The sequence below is a fragment of the Pseudomonas sp. RP-B7 genome (assembly GCF_059803535.1).
This window is the reverse complement of sequence record NZ_JAPFHC010000035.1, coordinates 17,423-39,137: the sequence shown is the minus strand read 5'-3', so window position 1 is coordinate 39,137 and position 21,715 is coordinate 17,423. Positions and strand designations below refer to the sequence as shown.

Here is a 21,715-nt window from a genome sequence, read left to right as displayed (position 1 = left end):
CTCAACCCCCGTTGCCGTCGGCTGGGCCGATCAGCAGGTGATCGCCTTCGTTCAAGCCGTCGAGCACTTCGACGCGCAGGCGGTCGCTGATACCCAGGCGCACTTCGCGTTCCTCGATGCGGCCGTTCTTGGCGACCACACGAGCGATCTGTTTATCGGCGTTCGCTGTACCCTGCAGCGCGGCGACGGGGGCGGTGAGGGCATCCTTGACCTGGCTGGCGACAAAAAACACCTGGGTGGTCATCTCGGCCATCAGCGCGTGGTCGCTGTTGTCCACGTCCAGCAGCACGGTGTACAGCACCACGCGGCCGCTGCCGCTCTTGTTGGAACTGCTGGGGCTGCCACTGCCCTGGGTTTCGTTCAGCGGCTTGGGCGGGATCGGCAGGATCTGCCGCACGGTGCTGGTCCAGCGCCGGTTGCCGCCGCTGAGGGTGGTGAAATACGCAGTCATCCCCGGTTTGACGTGGCCAATGTCGGCCTCCGAGACTTCCGCCCACACGGTCATCGGCGACAGCTTGGCGATGCGCAGGATCAGCGGGGTCTGTTGTTGCGCGTTGAGGGTCTGGCCGACGCGGGCGTCTACCGCGACGACGGTGCCGTCCATCGGCGCATAGATGCGCGTGTAGCCCAGCTCCGCTTCGTCGCTGCGCAGGCTGGCCTGGGCCTGGAGGATCTGCGCCTGGAACATCGCCACCCGCGCCTGGGTGGCGCTCAGCTCGGCCTTGGCGGTTTGCACGTCTTCTTCGCGGGTGGCGTTGCCGGCCGTCAGACGTTGCTGGCGCTGGTATTTCTGCTGCGCCAGTGCCAGTTGGGCCTGCTGTTCCTGCAACTGCGCCTTGAGGTTCTGGATGCCGTAGCGGCTGGCGTCAAGCTTGGCTTTTTGCGTCGACGGGTCGATTTCCACCAGCAGTTGGCCTGCCTTGACGTGGTCGCCGGCTTCGACGTGGATCTTCTGGATCTGCCCCGACGCCTGGGCGCCGACGTCCACATAGCGGCGCGGTTGCAGGGTGCCGAGGGCGGTGACGCTGTTTTCGATATTGCCGCGGGTCACGGTGACGGTGGCGAGGGCGTCGCGGTCCGAGGGCAGCACTTGCCAGGCGGCAACGCCGATGACGGGGATCAGGCACGCGACAACAAGCAGCGCGCGTCGGGCGGGTCGAGAGCGTTTCATGCTTTGGTTCCAGCCAGGGAAGTTCGGGGCGCAGTTGCGCAGAGCTGACTGTTAAACGAGGGGGTTGCGCGGGGATTTAGGCGGTTACACAAGCGGTTACAGCTCCATGGGTTAAAAAAAACGTCCGTTGGTACAACACTTCTTTAAAAGTAGATGAGAATTACTATAAATTGCACGCACCCAAACTGCCATCATCGTTTGGGTATCTTTTCTTACAGTGCACAAGGAACGGATGCCGCCTCTTCCGGCGGTCGGGAGTCATGTTGGAAAACTACTATCGCGAGCTGGTGTGTTTCCTCAACGCCAAGCTGGGCAACCGACAGGTGGCCGAGGATGTGGTGCATGACGCTTATGTCCGGGTGCTGGAGCGCTCCAGCGACACGCCGATCGACCAGCCACGCGCGTTTTTGTACCGCACGGCGCTGAACCTGGTGATCGACGGGCACCGCCGCAACGCGTTGCGCCAGGTCGAACCGCTGGAAGTGCTGGACACCGAAGGGCGCTTCGCCAACTCATCGCCCCACGCCAGCCACGCCCACGAGCAGCGTCTGGCGATGGTGGAGCGGGCCCTGGCGGAACTGCCCAAGGCCTGCCGCGACAGCTTCCTGCTGCGCAAGCTCGACGGCCTGTCCCACCCGCAAATTGCTGAGCGCCTGGGGATTTCCCGCAGCCTCGTGGAAAAACACATCGTCAACGCGATGAAGCACTGCCGGGTACGGATGCGCGAGTGGGACGCACACTGAGCGCTGATCGGTTAAATTTTATTTCACTGTCCTCGTTTCCTATCAACACACGACCTGTTGTGCAGGTCTTGAAGGTATTCCCGCCCCACCGCCAAGGGGCTTATCCAGAGGACACTGGAATGACACAGGCAATTGCTTCGCCCGCGGTTCACGACCTGATCGGTATCGGTTTCGGCCCTTCGAACCTGGCGCTGGCCATCGCCCTGCAGGAGCGCGAAAAAGCCCAGGGCAAACTCGACGTGCTGTTTCTCGACAAGCAGGCGGACTACCGCTGGCACGGCAATACCCTGGTGACCCAGAGCGAGCTGCAGATTTCTTTCCTCAAGGACCTGGTGACCCTGCGCAACCCCACCAGCCCTTATTCCTTCGTCAATTACCTGAAAACCCACGGGCGCCTGGTGGATTTCATCAACCTGGGCACCTTTTATCCGTGCCGCATGGAATACAACGACTACCTGCGCTGGGTCGCCGGGCAGTTCCAGAGCCAGGCGCGCTACGGCGAGGAAGTGCTGGCCATCGAGCCGATCCTGCATCAACAGCAGGTTGAAGCGTTGCGCGTGATCTCCCGCGACGCAGTGGGCGAGCAGCATGTGCGTACCACCCGTTCGGTGGTGGTCAGCGCCGGGGGCACGCCGCGTATTCCCGAGGCGTTCAAGGCGCTCAAGGGTGACGGCCGGGTGTTCCACCATTCCCAGTACCTGGAGCGCATGGCCCAGCAGCCCTGCATCGACGGTAAGGCGATGCGTATCGCGATCATCGGCGGTGGCCAGAGCGCGGCCGAGGCGTTTATCGACCTCAACGACGGCTTCCCGTCGGTGCAAGTCGACATGATCCTGCGCGGTTCGGCGCTCAAGCCGGCGGATGACAGCCCGTTCGTCAACGAAGTGTTCTCGCCGGCGTTCACCGACCTGGTGTTTCAGCAGGTGGGCGAGGAGCGCGAACGCCTGGTCGCCGAGTACCAGAACACCAACTATTCGGTGGTGGACCTGGATCTGATCGAGCGCATCTACGGCATCTTCTACCGCCAGAAAGTCTCTGGTATCGCGCGCCAGGCGTTCCGCACCATGACCGTGGTCGAGAAAGCCACGCCTGGCCCGCTGGGTATTGAACTGGTGCTGCGCAACAACGCCAACGGCGAAACCTGCGTCAACCACTACGATGCAGTGATCCTCGCCACCGGCTACGAGCGCCAGACCCATCGCGCCTTGCTGGCACCGCTGGAAGCCTACATGGGCGACTTCGAAGTGGCCCGCGATTACCGCATCGTCACCGACGAGCGCTGCAAGGCCGGCATTTATATCCAGGGCTTCAGCCAGGCCAGCCATGGTTTGAGCGACACGCTGCTGTCGGTACTGCCGATCCGTGCCGATGAAATTGCCGCGTCGTTGCACGAAAACGACCGCAGCCGTGGCCATGAGCGTTCGGTGAAGGACCTGCTGCTCGCTACCGCGAGCTGACAGGCTGCACTTGTGACATAGGGGGGCTGCTGATACTGTACAAAAAACCAGTATCGGTAGCCTTCCATGCAGTTGATCGAAAAACTCAGCATCCTCGCCGACGCCGCCAAGTACGACGCTTCCTGCGCCAGCAGCGGCGCGCCCAAGCGCAGTTCCGAGGGCAAGGTCGGGCTGGGCTCCACCGACGGCATGGGCATCTGCCACAGCTACACACCGGACGGGCGCTGCGTCTCGCTGCTCAAGGTGTTGCTCACCAACTTCTGCCTCTACGACTGCCAATACTGCGTCAACCGCCGCTCCAGCGACGTGCCCCGCGCACGCTTCAGCCCGGAGGAGGTGGTGACCCTCACCCTGGATTTCTACCGGCGCAATTGCGTCAGCGGGCTGTTTCTCAGCTCCGGCATCATCCGTTCCTCCGACTACACCATGGAACAGTTGGTACGCGTCGCCAAACTGCTGCGCGAGGAGCATGACTTCCGCGGCTACATCCACCTCAAGACCATTCCCGATGCCGACCCGGCGCTGATCGCCGAGGCCGGGCGCTATGCCGACCGGCTGAGCGTGAACATCGAGTTGCCCACCGAAGCCAGCCTGCAGACCCTGGCGCCGGAAAAGAAGATCGTGTCGATCAAGCAGGCCATGCAGACCATCTACACCGGCGAGCAGACCGTATTCAACGAGCCGCGCGCGCCGCGTTTCGCGCCAGCGGGGCAGAGCACGCAGTTGATCGTCGGCGCCGACGACACCGACGACAGCACCATCCTGCATGGAGCCGAGGCGTTGTACGGCAGCTTCAAGCTGCGCCGCGTGTACTACTCGGCGTTCAGCCCCATCCCCAACAGCCCGAAAAGCGTACCCCTGGCCGCGCCACCGCTGATGCGCGAGCACCGCTTGTATCAAGCCGATTTCCTGCTGCGCAGCTACGGCTTCAACGCCAACGAACTGTTCAAGGGGCCCGGTCACCTGGCCCTGGATATTGATCCCAAGCTGGCCTGGGCCCTGGAAAACCGCGACGTCTTCCCCCTGGACCTCAACCGCGCCGAACCGACCTTGATCGCACGCATTCCCGGCATTGGCCTGCGCACCACCCAACGGCTGGTGGACCTGCGCCGTGAACGCAAGATCCGCTTCGAAGACCTCGCACGCATGCGCTGCGTGCTAGCCAAGGCCAAGCCGTTTTTCATCACCAGCGACTACCACCCGCAACAGGCCGACAGCACCAGCGTGCTGCTGCGCGAGCAATTGCGTGATCGTCCGCAGCCGCAGCAAATGGGCTTGTGGGGATGATCAGCCTGGAATGCGACAACCTGTTCAGCACCTGGCGCGACCAGGCGCGCTGGCTGCTCAGCCATCAGGTCGATCCCAGCCAGGTAAGCTGGGGCGAAGCCGAGGTGGCCGACCTGTTTGCCACTGACGAGCCGATCCCCGCAGGGCTTGGTCCGTTCCAGACGCGGGTGCCCAAGGCGCTGCTCGAATTGCTCGAGTCGGCCGCCTGCTATCACGGCGAGCAGCGTTGGAGCCTGTTGTATGAAGTGTTATGGCGCGTGAGTCATGGCGACCGCACGGCGATGCTGGCGGGGGACAAATTGGGCAGCGAGTTGCAGCGGCGGATCAAACAGGTCAGCCGAGAGGCGCACCACTTGCATGCGTTTGTGCGCTTTGTTGCGCTGCCGGCCGGGGCAGGGCCCGAATTACCGGAGTACGTGGCGTGGCATGAACCGGCACACGACATCTTGAAAACTGCCAGCCAGCATTTTGTCGGGCGCATGGGGCGCCATCGCTGGATGATCGCCACGCCTTTGGACGGGGTGTATTACGACGGCGAGCAACTGATCCACCAGCGTGAATGCCCCGAGGCGTGGCGGCAGTTGGCGCAGAATGTCGAGGACCCCCACAGTGAGATGTGGTTGACCTACTACAGCCACATCTTCAATCCGGCGCGCTTGAACCCCAAGGTGATGGAGGGGCATTTGCCCAGTCGGTTCTGGAAGAACCTGCCGGAGGGCAAGTTGATCCCGGGGTTGATCAGCGAAGCGCGCACGGGCAAGCAGAAGGACGGGCAGGCCAAACTGATTGGCGCCAAACCCGGTAAACGAATCTCAAGCGGGCACGCATAAAAAGGTGGGAGCGGGCTTGCTCCCACAAGGGTTATGCAGTGTTTGGTGAGTTGCCTTTCAGGTCAGCTCTGTAGCGGTGTTCTTGACGACGGCCAACTCCGGATGCGCCACCAACTTATCGATATGCAACTCGTCATTGTTCAACCAGGTCTCCGTCAGCACCCGGTAATGCTCCATGTCCCGGCAGCGCATGCGCAGGCTGTAGTCGAACGGCCCGCTGATCAGCTGGCATTCGAATACCTGCGGGCAGTTTTTCACGCAAGCTTCAAACGCCTTCTGCGCCGAGCGCCCGCTTTGGTTGGACAAGGCCACCAGCACCAGCAGTGACAGCCCCGGCGAGACCATCTGCACATCGATGATCGCCCCGTACCCGCGAATCACCCCGCGTCGCTCCAGCTTGCGCACCCGTTCCAGGCAGGGCCTGGGCGTGAGGTGCACCAGCGACGAGAGCTTTTCGTAGGTGATGCGCCCCTGGTGACGCAGCACTTCGATGATGGCTTCATCGATGCGATCCAGCGCAGGGGAGGTATGGGGTCCGTTGGCCTTGGTATCCATGGGTTTCACTTCAAACGGTTGGAAAGAAATTGCTGCAAGCGTTCGCTCTTGGGGTGGTCAAGGATCTCGGCGCCGCCTTGTTCCTCGACACGGCCCTGGTGCAAGAACAGCACTTGGCTGGACACCTGGCGGGCAAAGCCCATTTCGTGGGTGACCATCAGCATGGTACGACCTTCCTCAGCCAACGTCTGTATGACTTTGAGGACTTCTCCTACAAGTTCCGGGTCGAGGGCCGAGGTGGGTTCATCGAACAGGATGATCTCCGGCTCCATGGCCAGGGCGCGGGCAATCGCCACGCGTTGTTGCTGGCCGCCCGACAGGAAGGCTGGGTACTGATCGGCCACGCGGCCCGGCAGGCCGACCTTGTCCAGGTACATCCGCGCGCGTTTTTCCGCCTCGGCGGCGCTGACGCCCAGCACCCGGCGCGGGGCCATGGTGATGTTTTCCAGCACGGTCATGTGGCTCCACAGGTTGAAGTGCTGGAACACCATGGCCAGGCGCGTGCGCAGGTTTTGCAGTTGGGCCTGGTGCGGCGCGCGGGTGCCGGCGCGACCTTGCTGCATTTCGATGCTGATGCCGTCGAGCGTGATGACCCCGGCGTCGGGTTGTTCGAGAAAGTTGATGCAGCGCAGCATCGTACTTTTACCCGAGCCGCTGGCGCCGATCAGGCTGATCACGTCGCCGTTGCGGGCGTTGAGGGACACGCCCTTGAGCACCTCGTGTTCGCCATAGCGTTTGTGGATGCCTTCGACTTGCAGCTTGACGGCGGCGGTGGCGGCTTTGGCCACGGGTACATCCAGAGGGTATGCGGCCAGGGCCTGCGCGGACTGATTCATGGGTTAGCCTCGGGTAGGAACAAGAAAACGCATCCAGCGACGTTCGGCCAGTCGGAACAGGCCCACCAGTGCAAAGGACAGCAGCATGTAGAGCAGGGCGGCGATGCCAAAGGCCTGGAACGTGAGGAACGTCTCGGCATTGGCGTCGCGGGCCACCTTGAGGATGTCGGCGACGGTGGCGGTAAACGCCAGGGAAGTGGCGTGCAGCATCAGGATCATTTCATTGCTGTAGGCCGGCAATGCGCGGCGCAGGGCCGCTGGCACCACCACGAACAGGTTCAGCCGCCAGCCGTGCAGGCCGTAGGCGCGGGCCGCTTCGATTTCGCCGTGAGGAATATTGCGGATTGCCCCGGCGAAGATTTCCACGGTGTAGGCGCAGGTGTTCAGCACAAACGCCAGCAGGGTGCAGTTCAGCGCATTGCGGAAAAACTGGTTGAGCAGGGCGTTGTCCTGCACCACCTCCAGGCTGTACAGCCCGGTGTAGCAAATCAGCAGTTGGATATACAGCGGCGTACCGCGGAACAGGTAGGTGTAGACCTCCACCGGCCAGCGCAGCCAGAAGTGCTCCGAGACCCGCGCGAGCGCCAGGGGGATCGACAGGCAAAAGCCGAACACCACCGAGATGATGAACAACCACAGGGTCATGGCCACGCCGGACAACCCCGCGCCATCGCTGAACAGGTAGGCCAGGCCGTATTGCTGGAACAGTTCGATCATCGCGCCATCCCCTTGATGCCGAGGTTGTAGCGCCGTTCGAGGCGCTTGAAGATGCGGTTGGACAGGGTGGTGATCACCAGATAGACCAGGCCCGCGAGGATCAGGAAATACAACGGCTCGTTGGTGGTCTTGCCGGCGTTTTGCGCGGCCTTGACCAGATCCGACAGGCCGATGATCGACACCAGCGCGGTGGACTTGAGCAGCACCAGCCAGTTATTGCCCAGGCCCGGCAGGGCAAAGCGCATCAGTTGCGGGAACAGCACCAGATGGAAGCGCTGCCAGCGACTCAGGCCGTAGGCGGTGGCCGCTTCCAGTTGGCCGACTGGTACGCTGAGGATCGCGCCGCGGAAGTTCTCGGTGAAATACGCGCCGTAGATAAAGCCCAGGGTCACCACCCCGGCGGTAAACGGGTCGATTTCAAAGTAATCCCAGCCGGCCATTTCGCTCAGGTCGTTGAGCCACAGTTGCAGGCTGTAGAAGATCAGCAGGATCAGCACCAGGTCCGGCACGCTGCGGATCAGCGTGGTGTACAGCGTGGCCGGCACCCGTAGCCATCTGACGCTGGACAGCTTGGCACCAGCGGCGATCAGGCCCAGGACGAGGCTGAGGGCCAGGGCGAGGAACGCCAGCTTGAGCGTCATCCACGCGCCTTGGGCGAGCATGGGGCCGTAGCCTTGCAAGTTTAGGAATTCGTTCATGGAGGGAGTATCTCTGAAGGGCACAGATATCCCCCTGTGGGAGCGGGCTTGCTCGCGAAGACGGAGTGTCAGTCACTGGATGTGTGTCTGGCACATCGCCTTCGCGAGCAAGCCCGCTCCCACAGGGTCGGTGTTGGCTTACTCGTTGTAGATGTCCTGATCGCCGAAGTATTTCTTCTGGATCTGTGCGTAGGTGCCATCCGCTTGCACCGCCGCGATGCCTTTGTTGATCAGCGCGCGCAATTCCTGGTCGTTCTTGCGCAGGCCCATGGCGATGTCCAGCGGCAGGGTGGGGTCTTTGAACGCCGGGCCGGTCTTGAAGTCGGCGCCTTCCGGCTTGGACAGGAAGTTGAGTTGGGCTTCGAGCTTGTCGGTCAGGGTCGCATCAAGGCGGCCGTTCTGCAGGTCGGCGTAGTTCTGGTCCTGGGACTGATACGCCTTGATCTGCGCGCCGAGCTTGGCCAGGTGTGCACGGGCGTAGGCCTCTTGCAGCGAACCTTGCAGCACGCCGACTTGCTTGCCTTTCAACGACTCGGGGGTGTCGCCGAAGTCGGCGCTCTTGCGGGTGATCACCGAGGTCGGGCTGAGGAACAGGCGGTCAGTGAAGTCGATGATTTTTTCGCGGGCCGGGGTCACGGCCATGGACGACATGATGGCGTCGAACTTGCGCGCACGCAGGGCCGGGATCATGCCGTCGAATTCGTTGTGCACCCAGGTGCATTTGACTTCGAGCTTGGCGCAGATGGCGTTGCCCAGATCGATGTCGAAACCTTGCAGGCTGCCGTCGGCGGCCACGGATTCGAAGGGCGGGTATTCGGGGAAGACGCCGAAGCGGATTTCTTTCCACTCCTGGGCGTGGGCGGCGGTGGCGCACAGTGGCAACAGCAACGCAGCGAAGAGTGATCGCAGTGGAGTCATGGTGTAGTCCCTATATTTTGTAATTGATGTCAGGGCAGTAAATGAGTTGAAACAAATCGTTCTTGTTGGCGGAGAGAATGCTTCAAGGTGGTGCGTTTTTTGTGTCGTTTACCCCTCGCATAAAGCGCGAATTGCGCTGTTAAAACAGGCAATGCAGCGGAATCGGCTGTGACACCCGCTGAATCGGCTTTTCATCCCTTAAAAACTGGCCCGCCCTCGGTGCAAAGCGGCAGGCCAGAGCGGTCTCAGGCGCGCTTTTTCTGCTGTGCGACCGGCTGGGCCAGACGCGCAAACAGGTCTTTCGGGTCGGCCAGGTCCGGCACCAGTTCAAGGGTGCTGCCCACGTCCAGGGCTGTGGCCACATCCAGCACGTAGCGCAGCGCCGAGTAGTCTTCGATGGCAAAACCCACCGAGTCGAACAAAGTGACCTGGCGTGGGTTTTCGCGGCCAGGTTTTTGCCCGTTGATCACTTGCCACAGCTCGGTCACCGGCGAATCTTCCGGCATGTGCTGGATTTCACCTTCGATACGGCTTTGCGGCTCGTACTCGACGATCACGCGGGCACGCTCGACGATACGTCGGTCCAGCTCGGTCTTGCCGGGGCAGTCACCGCCGACGGCGTTGAGGTGCATGCCCGGTTCGATCATGTCGTCGGTCAGGATGGTCGCGTAGGCCTTGTCGGCAGTGACAGTGGTGACGATGTCCGCGCCTTTCACTGCGTCAGCCACGCTGCTGGCCAGGATCACCTTGATTGCCGGGAACGCCTTGAGGTTGGCCGCCAGCTTGGCGGTGGCCTTGGCGTCGATGTCGAACAGGCGGATTTCATTGATGCCGAGCATGGCGTGGAAGGCCAGGGCCTGGAATTCACTCTGCGAGCCGTTGCCGATCAGTGCCATGCTGCGGCTGTTGTCCCGTGCCAGGTAGCGCGCCACCAGCGCCGACGTGGCGGCGGTGCGGATCGCGGTGGTCAGGGTCATTTCCGCCAGCAGCACCGGTTTGCCAGTGTCTACATCGCCCAGGGCGCCGAAGGCCATCACGGTGAGCATGCCGGCCTGGGTGTTTTTCGGGTGGCCGTTGACGTACTTGAAGGCGTACAGCGAGGCATCCGACACCGGCATCAACTCGATCACACCGTCCGGCGAATGGTTGGCCAGGCGTGCACACTTTTCGAAGTCCTGCCAGCGCAGGTAGTCGGCGCGGATGTACTCGGCCATCTCGCTGATGCAGGTTTGCAGGCCTTTTTGCGACACCAGGTAGCTGAGGTCGTTGACGTCGATGTAACGGGTCATGGCAAGACTCCTTATTGAAATGAGGGACGGGCTGGCAGGTGCACTTCCGCCAGCATGCAGCGGGCACTGCCGCCGCCGATGCGTTCGATGTTGTCGATATTCACCACCACCGGCCGGGTGTGGCGTTCCACATGCGCACGCTGCGCCGGTTGCAGGGCACCCCAGGCGCTGGCCGACATCACCAGCAGCGGTTGGCCGTCGCGGTCGTGGACTTCGAGCATGTTGCCGGCGAAGGCTTCGAGCTGGTCAAAGTCGAGGGCGAGGATGTCCTTGCCGGTGTCGCGCAGCGAGCGTTCCAGGGCCAGGCGTTCGTCGGCATCCGGCAGGGCTTGCAGGCACACCACCGAGAGGTCGCGGCCGACGCTCATCATCACGTTGCTGTGGTAGATCGGCGCGTGGTGGCGGTCGACGGCGTGGAATACGCAGAGCTGGTAGTCGAGGCGCTCGGCGAACTGGCGCAGGGCGTCGTGATGGGTGCGCCCGGAGTGGCAGGCGTAGCTGATGCGGTGCTGACGGTCGAGCACCATGCTGCCGGTGCCTTCGAGAAAGATGTTCTGTTGTTCCAGGTGGCTGAGGTCGATGGTGCTGTTGATCGCAAAGCGTTGTTCCAGCACTTGCAGCACGCCTTTGTTGCGTTCCAGTCGGCGGTTCTGGCCTTCCATCGGGTACAGCACCAGGCTGCCGTCGGCGTGGCTGCTCCACCAGTTGTTGGGGAAGATCGAGTCGGGGGTGTGGGGCGCCGGGGTGTCCTGCACCACCAGCACTTCGACGCCGTGCTGGCGCAGGGTGTCGACATAGCCGTCGAACTCTTCCAGCGCTTTCTGCTGTGCACTCAGTGGGTCGACGGGCTGGCGTTGGAAACGGTTGTTGATCGCGGTGTCCGGGTTGAAGGCAAAGCGCGCCGGGCGAATCATCAAGACGGTGTTGGTGGTTTGCATGGGTGCACGAATCCATGAGGTTGAGCAGTGCGGCTATTTTGTGGGTTGTGCGGGATGAATCCCGGCTGAAACGAGGGGGCGGCTCAGCCGGGAAAGCTGAAAGGGGAGGTGGCGCGACCGAATCGGCTGCCGGCTGTGGAATGCAATCAAAAATGTGGGAGCGGGCTTGCTCGCGAATGCGGTGTGTCAGTAACAGATGAGCTGGCTGATCCACCGCATTCGCGAGCAAGCCCGCTCCCACATTGGTATTGTGGCGTTTGCTAAAACGCCGTCAGCCAGGAGGAATCATGCCTACCGCCGTTCGTCTCGCCCAACCCGCCGATGCCGAGGGCATCAGCCAGGTCATCCTGGCTGCCCTGCACAGCAGCAACGCGAAGGATTACCCGGCAGATGTGATCGCCCGGGTTGCGAGCAACTTCACCCCCGATGCGGTACTGGCCTTGCTGACGCGCCGGGTGGTGCTGGTGGCGGTGCAGGACGACGTCATCGTCGCCACGGCGGCGCTGGATGCCAACGTGGTGCGCTCGGTGTTCGTCAACCCGGCGCTGCAGGGGCAGGGGATTGGCCGGTTGTTGATGAGTGAGATCGAACGGCGCGCCCGAGAAGCCGGGGTGACGGTATTGAACGTGCCGTCTTCACTGACGGCCGAGCCGTTCTATACCAAGCTGGGTTTTCACACCGTGCGCGATGTCTATCACGGCAACGAGCGGACGCTGGTAATGGAAAAGACGCTGCTGTCGCGCCACCCCATCGGGCCGTATCGCGACCGCCAGCACCGGGCGCAGGTGGTGGCTTTGTGGCAGGAGGCATTTGGGTATGACACGGCGCACAACCTGCCGACCCTGGCGATCGATAAGAAGCTGGCGGTCAACGACGGGCTGTTTTTTGTGGCCACAGATCAGAAAATCGTGATCGGGACGATTCTTGCGGGCTACGACGGGCATCGCGGCTGGCTGTATTCGGTGGCGGTACACGCCGACTATCGGCGCCATGGCTTGGGTTCTTCGCTGGTGCGCCATGCGGAACAGGCGTTGACGGCGCTGGGTTGCATGAAGATCAACCTGCAGATTTCCGGCGGGAATGAGGCGGTGACGGGGTTTTATGAAACCCTGGGATATGGGGTAGAGCCGCGGGTCAGTATGGGCAAGAAGATTTTAGAAAACATCAAGGTTTCAGATGCATGACCGAAGGCAAACTGGTCATGCCGCGTACGGTTTACTTCCCAGTCCTTTTTTTGCGTTTCTTGATGGCGTAGGCGGTCATCTTGGCAAACGCATTGGCGACGGCCAAGTACAGTTTTTTGTCGTCATCATCGTAGTCCCCGTCACCGTCGGCGTCGTTAGGAGAAGAGGCCGTATCATAATCGCCGTCTTGCTTACTGGACGACGCGAAGACAGCCCAATCAAGAACCTCGTTAATGTAAGTCTCCATCACGATCTCTGTACTGCCGTCCCCTTCAAAATCCACAGCGTAAACACGTAGTTCGTACTTGGCCATGTGTAACTCCTCGTTTTATCAACTAGAGAGTTGCAAATTAGGCTCGATGATTTTTAGCGTCTACTGTCAGATCTCACAGGTGTTCAGGCGTCCAGTGATCCAGGGAAATGAAAAGGCCCATTTACCTTCAGCAGTAAATGGGCCTTTTGGAGCAGCAGGATCAGGTCATTTTCAGACCTTGACGATCCAACCCTCTGGCGCCTCAACATCGCCGGTCTGCACGCCGGTCAGCTCTTTGTAGAGTTTCTGGGTGATCGGACCCACTTCAGTCTCGCTGTGGAACACATGCAGCTTGCCGTTGTACTGGATACCACCGATCGGCGAGATCACCGCTGCGGTACCACAGGCGCCGGCTTCCTTGAACTGGTCCAGCTTGTCGATGAACACTTCGCCCTCGACCACTTCCAGGCCCAGGCGGGTCTTGGCCAGTTCGATCAGCGACAGGCGGGTGATGCCTGGCAGTACCGAAGGCGACTTCGGCGTGATGAACTTATTGTCGTGGGTGATCCCGAAGAAGTTGGCCGAACCGACTTCCTCGATTTTCGAGTGGGTCATCGGGTCCAGGTAGATCGCGTCGGCGAAACCGGCTTTCTTCGCTTCCGAACCTGGCATCAGGCTGGCGGCGTAGTTGCCACCGACCTTGGCGGCACCGGTGCCTTGTGGCGCGGCGCGGTCGAAGGTGGAAATCTGGAAGTTGTGGGGCACCAGGCCGCCTTTGAAATAGGCGCCGACCGGGATGCAGAACACCGAGAAGATGAACTCCGGCGCGGTGCGCACGCCGATGTTGTCACCGGTGCCGATCACGAACGGGCGCAGGTACAGCGCGCCGCCGCTGCCGTACGGCGGGATGAACCGCTCGTTGGCCGCGACCACTTGTTTGCAGGCGTCGATGAACACGTCGGTCGGCACATGCGGCATCAGCAGGCGGGCGCAGCTGCGTTGCATACGGGCGGCGTTCTGGTCCGGGCGGAACAGGTTGATCGAACCGTCCTTGCAGCGGTAGGCCTTGAGACCTTCGAAGCACTGCTGGCCATAGTGCAGGGCAGTGGAGCCCTCGCTGATGTGCAGCACGTTGTCGTCGGTCAGGGTGCCTTCTTGCCATTCGCCGTTTTTCCAGACCTGGAGAAACCGCTTGTCGGTCTTGATGTAGTCAAAACCCAGCTTGTCCCAATTGATGCTTTCGTTACCCATGACACCCTCTATCTTTGGTCAAGTCGGTTTTTTTCTGAATGGGCGCAACAATACTTCATTCTTGGCTTGGTGTGGGAGCGGGCTTGCTCGCGAATGCGGTGTGTCAGTCAGCAGATTTATTGACTGATCCACCGCATTCGCGAGCAAGCCCGCTCCCACAGGGGGTTGCGGTTCTACAGGTGCAACGCGTGCCCCAAGGCTCTCAAAGCCGTTTCCTGCACGGCCTCGCCCAGGGTCGGGTGGGCATGGATCGTGCCCGCCACATCCTCCAGGCGCGCGCCCATTTCCAGGCTCAGGCCAAAGGCGGTGGACAGCTCGGACACGCCGACGCCAACCGCTTGCCAGCCGACGATCAGGTGGTTATCGCGACGTGCCACCACCCGCACGAAGCCGGTTTTCGACTCCAGGGTCATCGCCCGGCCATTGGCGGCGAAGGGGAAGCTCGACACGATGCAGTCCAGGCCTGCGGCCTTGGCTTCATCCGGGGTCTTGCCGACCACCACCAGTTCCGGGTCGGTAAAACACACCGCCGGGATCGCTGCCGGGGTGAACTCGCGATGCTTGCCGCTGATCAGTTCGGCGACCATTTCGCCCTGGGCCATGGCCCGGTGCGCCAGCATCGGCTCGCCGCTTACATCACCGATGGCCCACACGTTGCGCATGCTGGTCTGGCAGTGCTGGTCGATCTTGATCGCGGCGCCGTTCATCTCCAGGTCCAGCGCCTCAAGGTTCCAGCCCTGAGTGTTGGGTTTGCGACCAACGGCGACCAGCACCTGATCGGTGCCCAGTGACAAGGTCTCGCCGTTCGGGTCACGCACTTGCAGGCGGCCGTCGGCAAACCCGGTGACGCTGTGCTTGAGGTACAGCTTCATCCCCAGTTGCTTGAGGGATTCGTTTACCGGCGCCGTCAGCTCGGCGTCATAGGCCGGCAGGACACGATCCTGCGCCTCGACCACACTGACCTCGGCACCAAGCTTGCGGTAGGCAATCCCCAGTTCCAGGCCGATGTAACCGCCACCCACCACGATCAGCCGCTTGGGCACGCGGGTCGGTGCCAGGGCTTCGGTGGACGAGATGATCGGCCCGCCAATCGGCAGCATCGGCAGGTTGACGCTTTTCGAGCCGGTGGCCAGCAGCAGGTGTTCGCAGCGGATGCGCTGGTCGCCGACATCGACGGTCTTGCCGTCGACCACGCTGGCCCAGCCGTGGATCACCTGCACTTTGTGTTTTTTGAGCAGTGCGGCAACGCCGGTGGTCAGGCGGTCAACAATGCCGTCCTTCCATGCCACGCTTTTGCGGATGTCCAACGTCGGCACATCCACATCGATACCCAGGGGCGAACCTTGGCTGAGGTGCACGGTTTGCTGGAATTGCTCGGCCACATGGATCAAGGCCTTGGACGGGATGCAGCCGATATTCAGGCAAGTCCCCCCCAGCGCCTGGCCTTCTACCAGGATGGTCGGGATGCCCAGTTGGCCGGCGCGAATCGCCGCCACATAACCGCCGGGGCCGCCGCCGATAATCAGCAGCGTCGTGTTCAACGTTTGCATGACTTACTCCAAAAACAGGCTGGCGGGTTGTTCGAGCAGGCCGCGAATGGCCTGGATGAATTGCGCCGCGTCCATGCCATCGACCACGCGATGATCGAAGGAGCTGGAGAGGTTCATCATTTTGCGCACCACGATCTGGCCCTTGATCACCATCGGCCGCTCGACGATTCGGTTGACGCCGACGATGGCCACTTCCGGCAGGTTCAGCACCGGCGTGCTGACGATGCCGCCCAACGCGCCCAGGCTGGTCAGGGTGATCGTCGAGCCGGACAGCTCGTCACGGCTGGCCTTGCCATTGCGCGCGGCGGTGGCCAAACGCGCGATCTCCTCGGCGTTGCCCCACAGGCTGCGGGCTTCAGCGTGACGCACCACCGGCACCATCAGGCCGACGTCGCTCTGGGTGGCGACGCCCACATGCACTGCGCCGAGGCGGGTGATGACCTGGGCTTCGTCGTCGTAACGCGCGTTGATCTGCGGGAAATCGCGCAGCGCAACAACCATGGCACGCACGATGAATGGCAGCAGGGTCAGCTTGCCGCGTGTGGCGCCGTGTTTTTCGTTGAGGTGCACACGCAGCTCGTCGAGGGCGGTCACGTCGATTTCTTCCACGTAGCTGAAATGCGCGGCGCGGCGAGTAGCGTCCTGCATGCGCTGGGCGATCTTGCGGCGCATGCCGATCACCGGGATCTGCTCTTCGCTGTTGCGTTCGGCATAAGGGTTGGCGGTGGCTGAAGCCTTCGCTGTGCCTTGTTGCAGGTAGGCGTCGAGGTCTTCGTGCAGGATTCGCCCGGCCGGGCCCGTGCCCTGGACCAGGCGCAACTGAATCCCGGCGTCCAATGCGTGCTTGCGCACGGCCGGGGAGGCCAGGGGACGTTCGTCGGCTGCACGGCAAACAGGTGCCGGCGCGGGTTTGCTGACAACGGCAGCCGGCGCGGGCTTGGCTTCTACCACAGGTGCCACGGGCGCCGCTTTGGGCGCCTCCTTTATCACTGGCGCGTCCTTGGCATTGCCCGCGCCTTCCACTTCAATGCTGATCAAGATACTGCCCACGGCCATGACTTCACCCGGCTCGCCGCCGAGGGCGATCACCTTGCCGTGCACCGGCGAGGGAATATCCACCATCGCCTTGTCGGTCATCACATCCGCCAGCACCTGGTCTTCAACCACCATGTCGCCGACTTTCACATGCCACACCGACAGTTCAACTTCCGCGATGCCTTCGCCAATGTCCGGCATCTTGATTACGTGCGTGCCCATTCAGACCTCCATGACCCGTTTCAACGCCGCGCCCACACGGGACGGCCCTGGGAAATACGCCCACTCTTGCGCGTGCGGGTAGGGGGTGTCCCAGCCGGTGACGCGTTCGATCGGCGCTTCCAGGTGGTGGAAGCAATGCTCTTGCACCAGCGCCACCAGCTCGGCGCCAAAGCCGCAGGTGCGGGTGGCTTCGTGCACCACCACGCAACGGCCGGTCTTTTTCACCGACTTGACGATGGTCTCCAGGTCCAGCGGCCACAGGCTGCGCAGGTCGATGACTTCGGCGTCGATGCCGGTTTCTTCGGCGGCGACTTGCGACACGTACACGGTGGTGCCGTAGGTCAGCACGGTCACGGCGGAACCCGGACGCACGATGGCGGCCACGTCCAGCGGCACGGTGTAGTAACCGTCCGGCACTTGCGCTTGCGGGTGTTTCGACCACGGCGTCACCGGACGGTCGTGGTGGCCGTCGAACGGGCCGTTGTACAGGCGCTTGGGCTCGAGGAAGATCACCGGGTCGTCGTTTTCGATCGAGGCGATCAGCAGGCCCTTGGCGTCATAGGGGTTGGACGGCATCACCGTGCGCAGGCCGCAGACCTGGGTGAACACCGCTTCGATGCTCTGGCTGTGGGTCTGGCCGCCGTAGATGCCGCCGCCGCAGGGCATGCGCATGGTCAGCGGCGCGGTGAACTGCCCGGCCGAGCGATAACGCAGGCGCGCGGCCTCGGAGATGATCTGGTCGGTGGCGGGATAGACGTAGTCGGCGAACTGGATCTCGGCCACCGGGCGCAGGCCGTAGGCGCCCATGCCCACTGCGACGCCGATGATGCCGCTTTCGGAGATCGGTGCGTCAAACACCCGCGAGCTGCCGTACTTGCCCTGCAAACCTTCGGTGCAACGGAACACGCCACCGAAGTAACCGACGTCCTGGCCGAACACCACCACGTTGTCGTCACGTTCGAGCATCACATCCATGGCCGAGCGCAGCGCCTGGATCATGGTCATGGTGGTGCTGGTCATCGCGGTTTCCACTTCGATACTGTTGTTGTGATCGTTCATGTCAGACCCCCAACTCTTGACGCTGGCGCTTCAAGTGCTCCGGCATCTCTTTATAGACGTCTTCGAACATGGTCGCGGCGCTTGGAATCTGGCCGCCGGCGAGGGTGCCGTACTGTTCGGCTTCTTTTTGCGCGGCGATGACTTCGGCTTCCAGCTGCGCGCTGACCGCGGTGTGTTCCTCTTCGGACCACTGGCCAATCTTGATCAGGTGCTGCTTGAGGCGGGCAATCGGGTCGCCGAGGGGGAAGTGGCTCCAGTCGTCGGCCGGGCGGTATTTGGACGGATCATCCGAGGTGGAGTGCGGACCGGCGCGGTAGGTGACCCACTCGATCAGCGTCGGCCCCAGGTTGCGCCGCGCCCGTTCGGCGGCCCAGGCGGAGGCGGCGTACACCGCGATGAAGTCGTTGCCGTCCACGCGCAGGGAGGCGATGCCGCAACCGACGCCGCGTCCGGCGAAGGTGGTGGCTTCACCGCCAGCAATCGCCTGGAAGGTGGAGATGGCCCACTGGTTGTTGACCACGTTGAGGATCACCGGCGCGCGGTACACGTGGGCGAAGGTGAGGGCGGTGTGGAAGTCGGATTCGGCGGTGGCGCCGTCGCCAATCCAGGCGGACGCAATCTTGGTGTCGCCCTTGATGGCCGAGGCCATGCCCCAGCCCACGCCCTGTACGAATTGGGTAGCGAGGTTGCCGGAAATGGTGAAGAAACCGGATTCCTTGACCGAGTACATGATCGGCAACTGGCGGCCCTTGAGCGGATCGCGCTCGTTGGACAGCAGTTGGCAGATCAGGTCCACCAGCGGCACTTCGCGGGCCATCAGGATGCTTTGCTGGCGGTAGGTGGGGAAGCACATGTCGTCGATGTTCAAGGCCAGGGCCTGGGCGCTGCCGATGGCTTCTTCGCCAAGGCTCTGCATGTAGAACGACATTTTTTTCTGACGCTGGGCGACCACCATGCGGTTGTCGAAGATGCGCGTCTTGAGCATGGCGCGCATGCCTTTGCGCAGGATCTCCACTGGCACGCCTTCGGCCCACGGGCCGAGGGCCTGGCCCTGGTCGTCGAGCACGCGGATCAGGCCCTTGGCCAGGTCGGCGGTGTCGGCGGGTTCTACGTCGATGGCGGGTTTGCGCACGGTGCCGGCGTCGGTCAGGCGCAGGTACGTGAAGTCGGTCTTGCAGCCTGGGCGGCCCGAGGGTTCGGGAACGTGCAGGCGCAGTGGTTCGTACTGCTGGGTCATGGCTTTCTACGCTCTATCTTGTGAATTTCTTGTAGTGGGCGCGCTAGCTGACAGTCAGACCCCGGGTAGGGGAAATCTTGTCCTACAACAATCATAGGCGGGGCGTGGGAGAATATTTATCTGTGTTTCGTTGCGCTCGCGATCATTTGCGGATAAAAAAACTGCATAAACATAATAAACAGGTGATTTTGTCTCATGCGTAAACTGGACCGTACCGATATCGGCATTCTCAACGCCTTGCAGGAGAACGCCCGCATCACCAACGCCGACCTGGCCCGCTCGGTCAACCTGTCGCCCACGCCGTGTTTCAACCGGGTCAAGGCGATGGAAGAGTTGGGCTTGATCCGCGAGCAGGTCACTCTGCTGGACCCGGATTTGTTGGGGCTGCACGTGAATGTGTTTATTCATGTGAGCCTGGAGAAGCAGAACGAACTGGCGTTGCAGCAGTTTGAAGGCGCGATCTCGGATCGGCCGGAAGTGATGGAGTGCTACCTGATGGCGGGTGACCCGGATTATCTGATCCGCGTGCTGGTACCGACGATCCAGTCACTGGAGCGCTTCATGATGGACTTTTTGACCAAAGTGCCGGGTGTGGCGAATATCCGCTCCAGTTTTGCCCTTAAACAAGTGCGTTATAAAACTGCGCTGCCGTTACCGCGCGATGGCCTGATGGTGTGAATATCGGCACAAGGCGGTCGCATTTAATCTGATGTTTAGCTAAGCAATGATATGGGTCATTTTTATTCGCGCTAATTAATAAAAAATTGCATGACGGCTCACGCTTTTTTCACATACTTTTAAACAAAGTTAAACCTGTCAGGTCGTGTCCCATGCGACCAAGGGGAAGGGTGAGCCACGATGTCCATGAGATCCTTGAAGTTGAACTTTCGTACCACATTGTGCTTCGGTGTGGTTTGTCTCCTGCTGTTAATACAGGGCGCGATGACGCTGATAAAAGTCGATAAGGTTTATTCATCGACGGTTGAAATCGAAAGTAACTGGCTGCCCAGTATTCGCCTGGCGGGCCAGATAGATTCCACGTTCTACAAACTTCGCCTGGATCTGCGTCGTTACGCCATGGAGTTCCCTGACAAGGACCCGGCCTCCCTGGAAAAACTCAAGGCTGTTCGCGCCGAAGTACTGCAGATTGCCGAAAGCTATGCGCCGATGGTGTCGAGCCCCGAGGAGCAAGCCAAGTACAACGACGCACTCAGCGAGATCAAGCATTACAGCCAGAAAATGGATGAATTCCTCGCGCTAGCCGCCACGTTTTCCCCGGAACAAATGTCGGTGTACCTGCGCGACGTCAACGGCCCTATCGCCCGTGAAGTGCAGGGCTCCATCAATGACCTGATTGTGCTCAATGAGCAGGGGTCCAAGGCGGCCGTGCAAGTCGCGGCGAGCGAACACGATGCGGCCCGCTTGTTCACTTGGGTGCTGATGGCCAGCTCGGTATTGATCGCGGTGGTCGTCGCACGGTTGTTTGCCGGCAGCATCATTGGCCCGGTGCGTGAGCTGATGATCGCGACCGGCAAAATCGCCGACGGTGATTTGCGCGTGGCGATTGCCATCAACGGCAAGGACGAACTGACCGAGCTACAACGCTCGACTGCCACCATGCAAATGAACCTGAAAAGCACCTTGCAGCATATCTCGGAGGCATCCGGGCAGTTGGCTTCGGCTGCGGAAGAAATGAGTGCAATCACCCGTGAATCCACCGCTGGCATCGAGCGCCAAAGCATGGAGACCGACCAGGCGGCGACGGCGGTCAACGAGATGACGGCGGCAGTGGAGGAGGTCGCGAGGAATGCGGTTTCCGCTTCCCAGTCGACCCAGGATTCCCAGCGCTCGGCAAGCGTAGGCCAGGAGCGCGTGACGCAAACCATCGCCTCGATCGAAAAACTCAGTGCCACGGTGCAGCAGACCGGCGTGGAAGTCGAAGGCCTGGCCAAGCAGGCTCAGGACATCGCCCGGGTGGTCGAAGTGATTCGCTCCATCGCCGAGCAGACCAACCTGCTCGCCTTGAACGCGGCGATTGAGGCGGCAAGGGCCGGCGAGCAGGGCCGGGGCTTTGCGGTAGTGGCCGACGAAGTGCGGGCGCTGGCCCACAGAACGCAAACGTCGACCCAGGAAATCGAACAGATGATTGCGAAAATCCAGGCCTGTTCGAGCGAGGCGGTGGCGTCCATGGTCCTCAATCGCAATGAAGCGGTGGATTCGCTGAAGGTCGCCCATGAAGCCGGCGTGGCCATTACCCAGATCACCCAGGCCATTACCGACATCAACGAGCGCAACCTGATGATTGCGACGGCCTCGGAAGAGCAGGCCCATGTTGCCCGGTCCGTCGATCAGAACCTGATCAGCATCCGCGACCTGTCCATCCAGAGTTCGTCGGCGGCCGGGCAAACGTCGGTGGCCAGTCAGGAACTGTCCCGACTCGCCGTGGACCTCAAGCAGATCGTCGCGAAGTTCGCCGTGAGTTGAT

The 21,715-nt window shown here is 61.7% G+C and carries 21 protein-coding genes; 7 read left to right on the top strand and 14 right to left on the bottom strand.

Going from position 1 to position 21,715, the window contains the following annotated elements; translation table 11 throughout:
* Position 1: 1 nt before the first annotated feature.
* Positions 2–1,171: an efflux RND transporter periplasmic adaptor subunit gene (locus tag OPU96_RS24460; RefSeq protein WP_192296722.1), complete on the bottom strand. Its 1,170-nt coding sequence runs from the start codon at positions 1,169–1,171 to the stop codon at positions 2–4.
* Between the two features lie 260 nt (positions 1,172–1,431).
* On the opposite strand from OPU96_RS24460, the gene OPU96_RS24455 reads away from it, so the two are divergent.
* From OPU96_RS24455 to OPU96_RS24440, 4 genes are all read left to right on the top strand, one after another.
* Positions 1,432–1,914, top strand: a complete 483-nt coding sequence (locus OPU96_RS24455; RefSeq protein ID WP_192296721.1) for a sigma-70 family RNA polymerase sigma factor — start codon at positions 1,432–1,434, stop codon at positions 1,912–1,914.
* A 119-nt stretch (positions 1,915–2,033) separates the two neighbouring features.
* Positions 2,034–3,371 carry a lysine N(6)-hydroxylase/L-ornithine N(5)-oxygenase family protein gene (locus OPU96_RS24450; RefSeq protein ID WP_498559846.1) on the top strand — a complete coding sequence of 446 codons (1,338 nt, stop codon included), beginning with the start codon at positions 2,034–2,036 and terminating at the stop codon, positions 3,369–3,371.
* A gap of 66 nt (positions 3,372–3,437) precedes the next feature.
* Positions 3,438–4,658, top strand: a complete 1,221-nt coding sequence (locus OPU96_RS24445; protein WP_226455201.1) for a putative DNA modification/repair radical SAM protein — start codon at positions 3,438–3,440, stop codon at positions 4,656–4,658.
* The gene (locus tag OPU96_RS24440) at positions 4,655–5,488 is read left to right on the top strand and encodes a TIGR03915 family putative DNA repair protein (RefSeq protein WP_226455202.1); all 834 of its coding nucleotides are present in this window, start codon (positions 4,655–4,657) and stop codon (positions 5,486–5,488) included. The genes OPU96_RS24445 and OPU96_RS24440 overlap by 4 nt, the downstream gene beginning before the upstream one ends.
* A gap of 57 nt (positions 5,489–5,545) precedes the next feature.
* Here the strand turns inward: OPU96_RS24440 and OPU96_RS24435 are convergent, their stop codons facing one another.
* The 7 genes from OPU96_RS24435 to ctlX form a co-directional block, all read right to left on the bottom strand.
* Positions 5,546–6,043 (bottom strand): Lrp/AsnC family transcriptional regulator, encoded by a 498-nt coding sequence (locus OPU96_RS24435; protein WP_192296717.1) that lies wholly within the window; start codon positions 6,041–6,043, stop codon positions 5,546–5,548.
* A 5-nt stretch (positions 6,044–6,048) separates the two neighbouring features.
* Positions 6,049–6,879: an ABC transporter ATP-binding protein gene (locus OPU96_RS24430; RefSeq protein ID WP_225595206.1), complete on the bottom strand. Its 831-nt coding sequence runs from the start codon at positions 6,877–6,879 to the stop codon at positions 6,049–6,051.
* Positions 6,880–6,882: 3 nt separating this feature from the next.
* A complete protein-coding gene (locus OPU96_RS24425; protein WP_192296716.1) occupies positions 6,883–7,596 on the bottom strand; it encodes an ABC transporter permease in 714 nt (237 codons plus the stop codon).
* Complete coding sequence (locus OPU96_RS24420; RefSeq protein ID WP_192296715.1) at positions 7,593–8,294, bottom strand: ABC transporter permease; 702 nt, start codon at positions 8,292–8,294, stop codon at positions 7,593–7,595. The genes OPU96_RS24425 and OPU96_RS24420 overlap by 4 nt, the downstream gene beginning before the upstream one ends.
* A 138-nt stretch (positions 8,295–8,432) precedes the next feature.
* Positions 8,433–9,212 (bottom strand): ABC transporter substrate-binding protein, encoded by a 780-nt coding sequence (locus tag OPU96_RS24415; RefSeq protein WP_192296714.1) that lies wholly within the window; start codon positions 9,210–9,212, stop codon positions 8,433–8,435.
* A 245-nt stretch (positions 9,213–9,457) separates the two neighbouring features.
* On the bottom strand, positions 9,458–10,501 hold the full coding sequence (ocd, locus tag OPU96_RS24410; protein ID WP_226455203.1) for an ornithine cyclodeaminase: 1,044 nt from the start codon (positions 10,499–10,501) through the stop codon (positions 9,458–9,460).
* Between the two features lie 11 nt (positions 10,502–10,512).
* Entirely contained in the window at positions 10,513–11,439 is a 927-nt protein-coding gene (gene ctlX, locus OPU96_RS24405; protein ID WP_226455204.1) for a citrulline utilization hydrolase CtlX, read from the bottom strand.
* Between the two features lie 287 nt (positions 11,440–11,726).
* Between ctlX and OPU96_RS24400 the strand changes: the two genes are divergently transcribed.
* Complete coding sequence (locus OPU96_RS24400) at positions 11,727–12,623, top strand: GNAT family acetyltransferase (RefSeq protein ID WP_498559845.1); 897 nt, start codon at positions 11,727–11,729, stop codon at positions 12,621–12,623.
* A 31-nt stretch (positions 12,624–12,654) separates the two neighbouring features.
* Here OPU96_RS24400 and OPU96_RS24395 read toward each other — a convergent pair whose 3' ends face one another.
* The 6 genes from OPU96_RS24395 to OPU96_RS24370 form a co-directional block, all read right to left on the bottom strand.
* Entirely contained in the window at positions 12,655–12,936 is a 282-nt protein-coding gene (locus OPU96_RS24395) for a hypothetical protein (RefSeq protein WP_498559844.1), read from the bottom strand.
* A 171-nt stretch (positions 12,937–13,107) separates the two neighbouring features.
* Entirely contained in the window at positions 13,108–14,127 is a 1,020-nt protein-coding gene (locus OPU96_RS24390; RefSeq protein ID WP_305391174.1) for a branched-chain amino acid aminotransferase, read from the bottom strand.
* A gap of 173 nt (positions 14,128–14,300) precedes the next feature.
* On the bottom strand, positions 14,301–15,677 hold the full coding sequence (gene lpdA, locus OPU96_RS24385; protein WP_498559843.1) for a dihydrolipoyl dehydrogenase: 1,377 nt from the start codon (positions 15,675–15,677) through the stop codon (positions 14,301–14,303).
* A 3-nt stretch (positions 15,678–15,680) separates the two neighbouring features.
* Positions 15,681–16,934 (bottom strand): dihydrolipoamide acetyltransferase family protein, encoded by a 1,254-nt coding sequence (locus OPU96_RS24380; protein WP_192296707.1) that lies wholly within the window; start codon positions 16,932–16,934, stop codon positions 15,681–15,683.
* Entirely contained in the window at positions 16,935–17,993 is a 1,059-nt protein-coding gene (locus OPU96_RS24375; RefSeq protein WP_498559842.1) for an alpha-ketoacid dehydrogenase subunit beta, read from the bottom strand.
* Position 17,994: 1 nt separating this feature from the next.
* The gene (locus OPU96_RS24370; protein WP_192296705.1) at positions 17,995–19,230 is read right to left on the bottom strand and encodes a 3-methyl-2-oxobutanoate dehydrogenase (2-methylpropanoyl-transferring) subunit alpha; all 1,236 of its coding nucleotides are present in this window, start codon (positions 19,228–19,230) and stop codon (positions 17,995–17,997) included.
* A gap of 195 nt (positions 19,231–19,425) precedes the next feature.
* Between OPU96_RS24370 and bkdR the strand changes: the two genes are divergently transcribed.
* Together bkdR and OPU96_RS24360 are read left to right on the top strand one after the other, a co-directional pair.
* Positions 19,426–19,908 carry a Bkd operon transcriptional regulator BkdR gene (gene bkdR, locus OPU96_RS24365; RefSeq protein ID WP_192296704.1) on the top strand — a complete coding sequence of 161 codons (483 nt, stop codon included), beginning with the start codon at positions 19,426–19,428 and terminating at the stop codon, positions 19,906–19,908.
* A 180-nt stretch (positions 19,909–20,088) separates the two neighbouring features.
* On the top strand, positions 20,089–21,714 hold the full coding sequence (locus tag OPU96_RS24360; RefSeq protein ID WP_498559841.1) for a methyl-accepting chemotaxis protein: 1,626 nt from the start codon (positions 20,089–20,091) through the stop codon (positions 21,712–21,714).
* Position 21,715 lies beyond the last annotated feature (1 nt).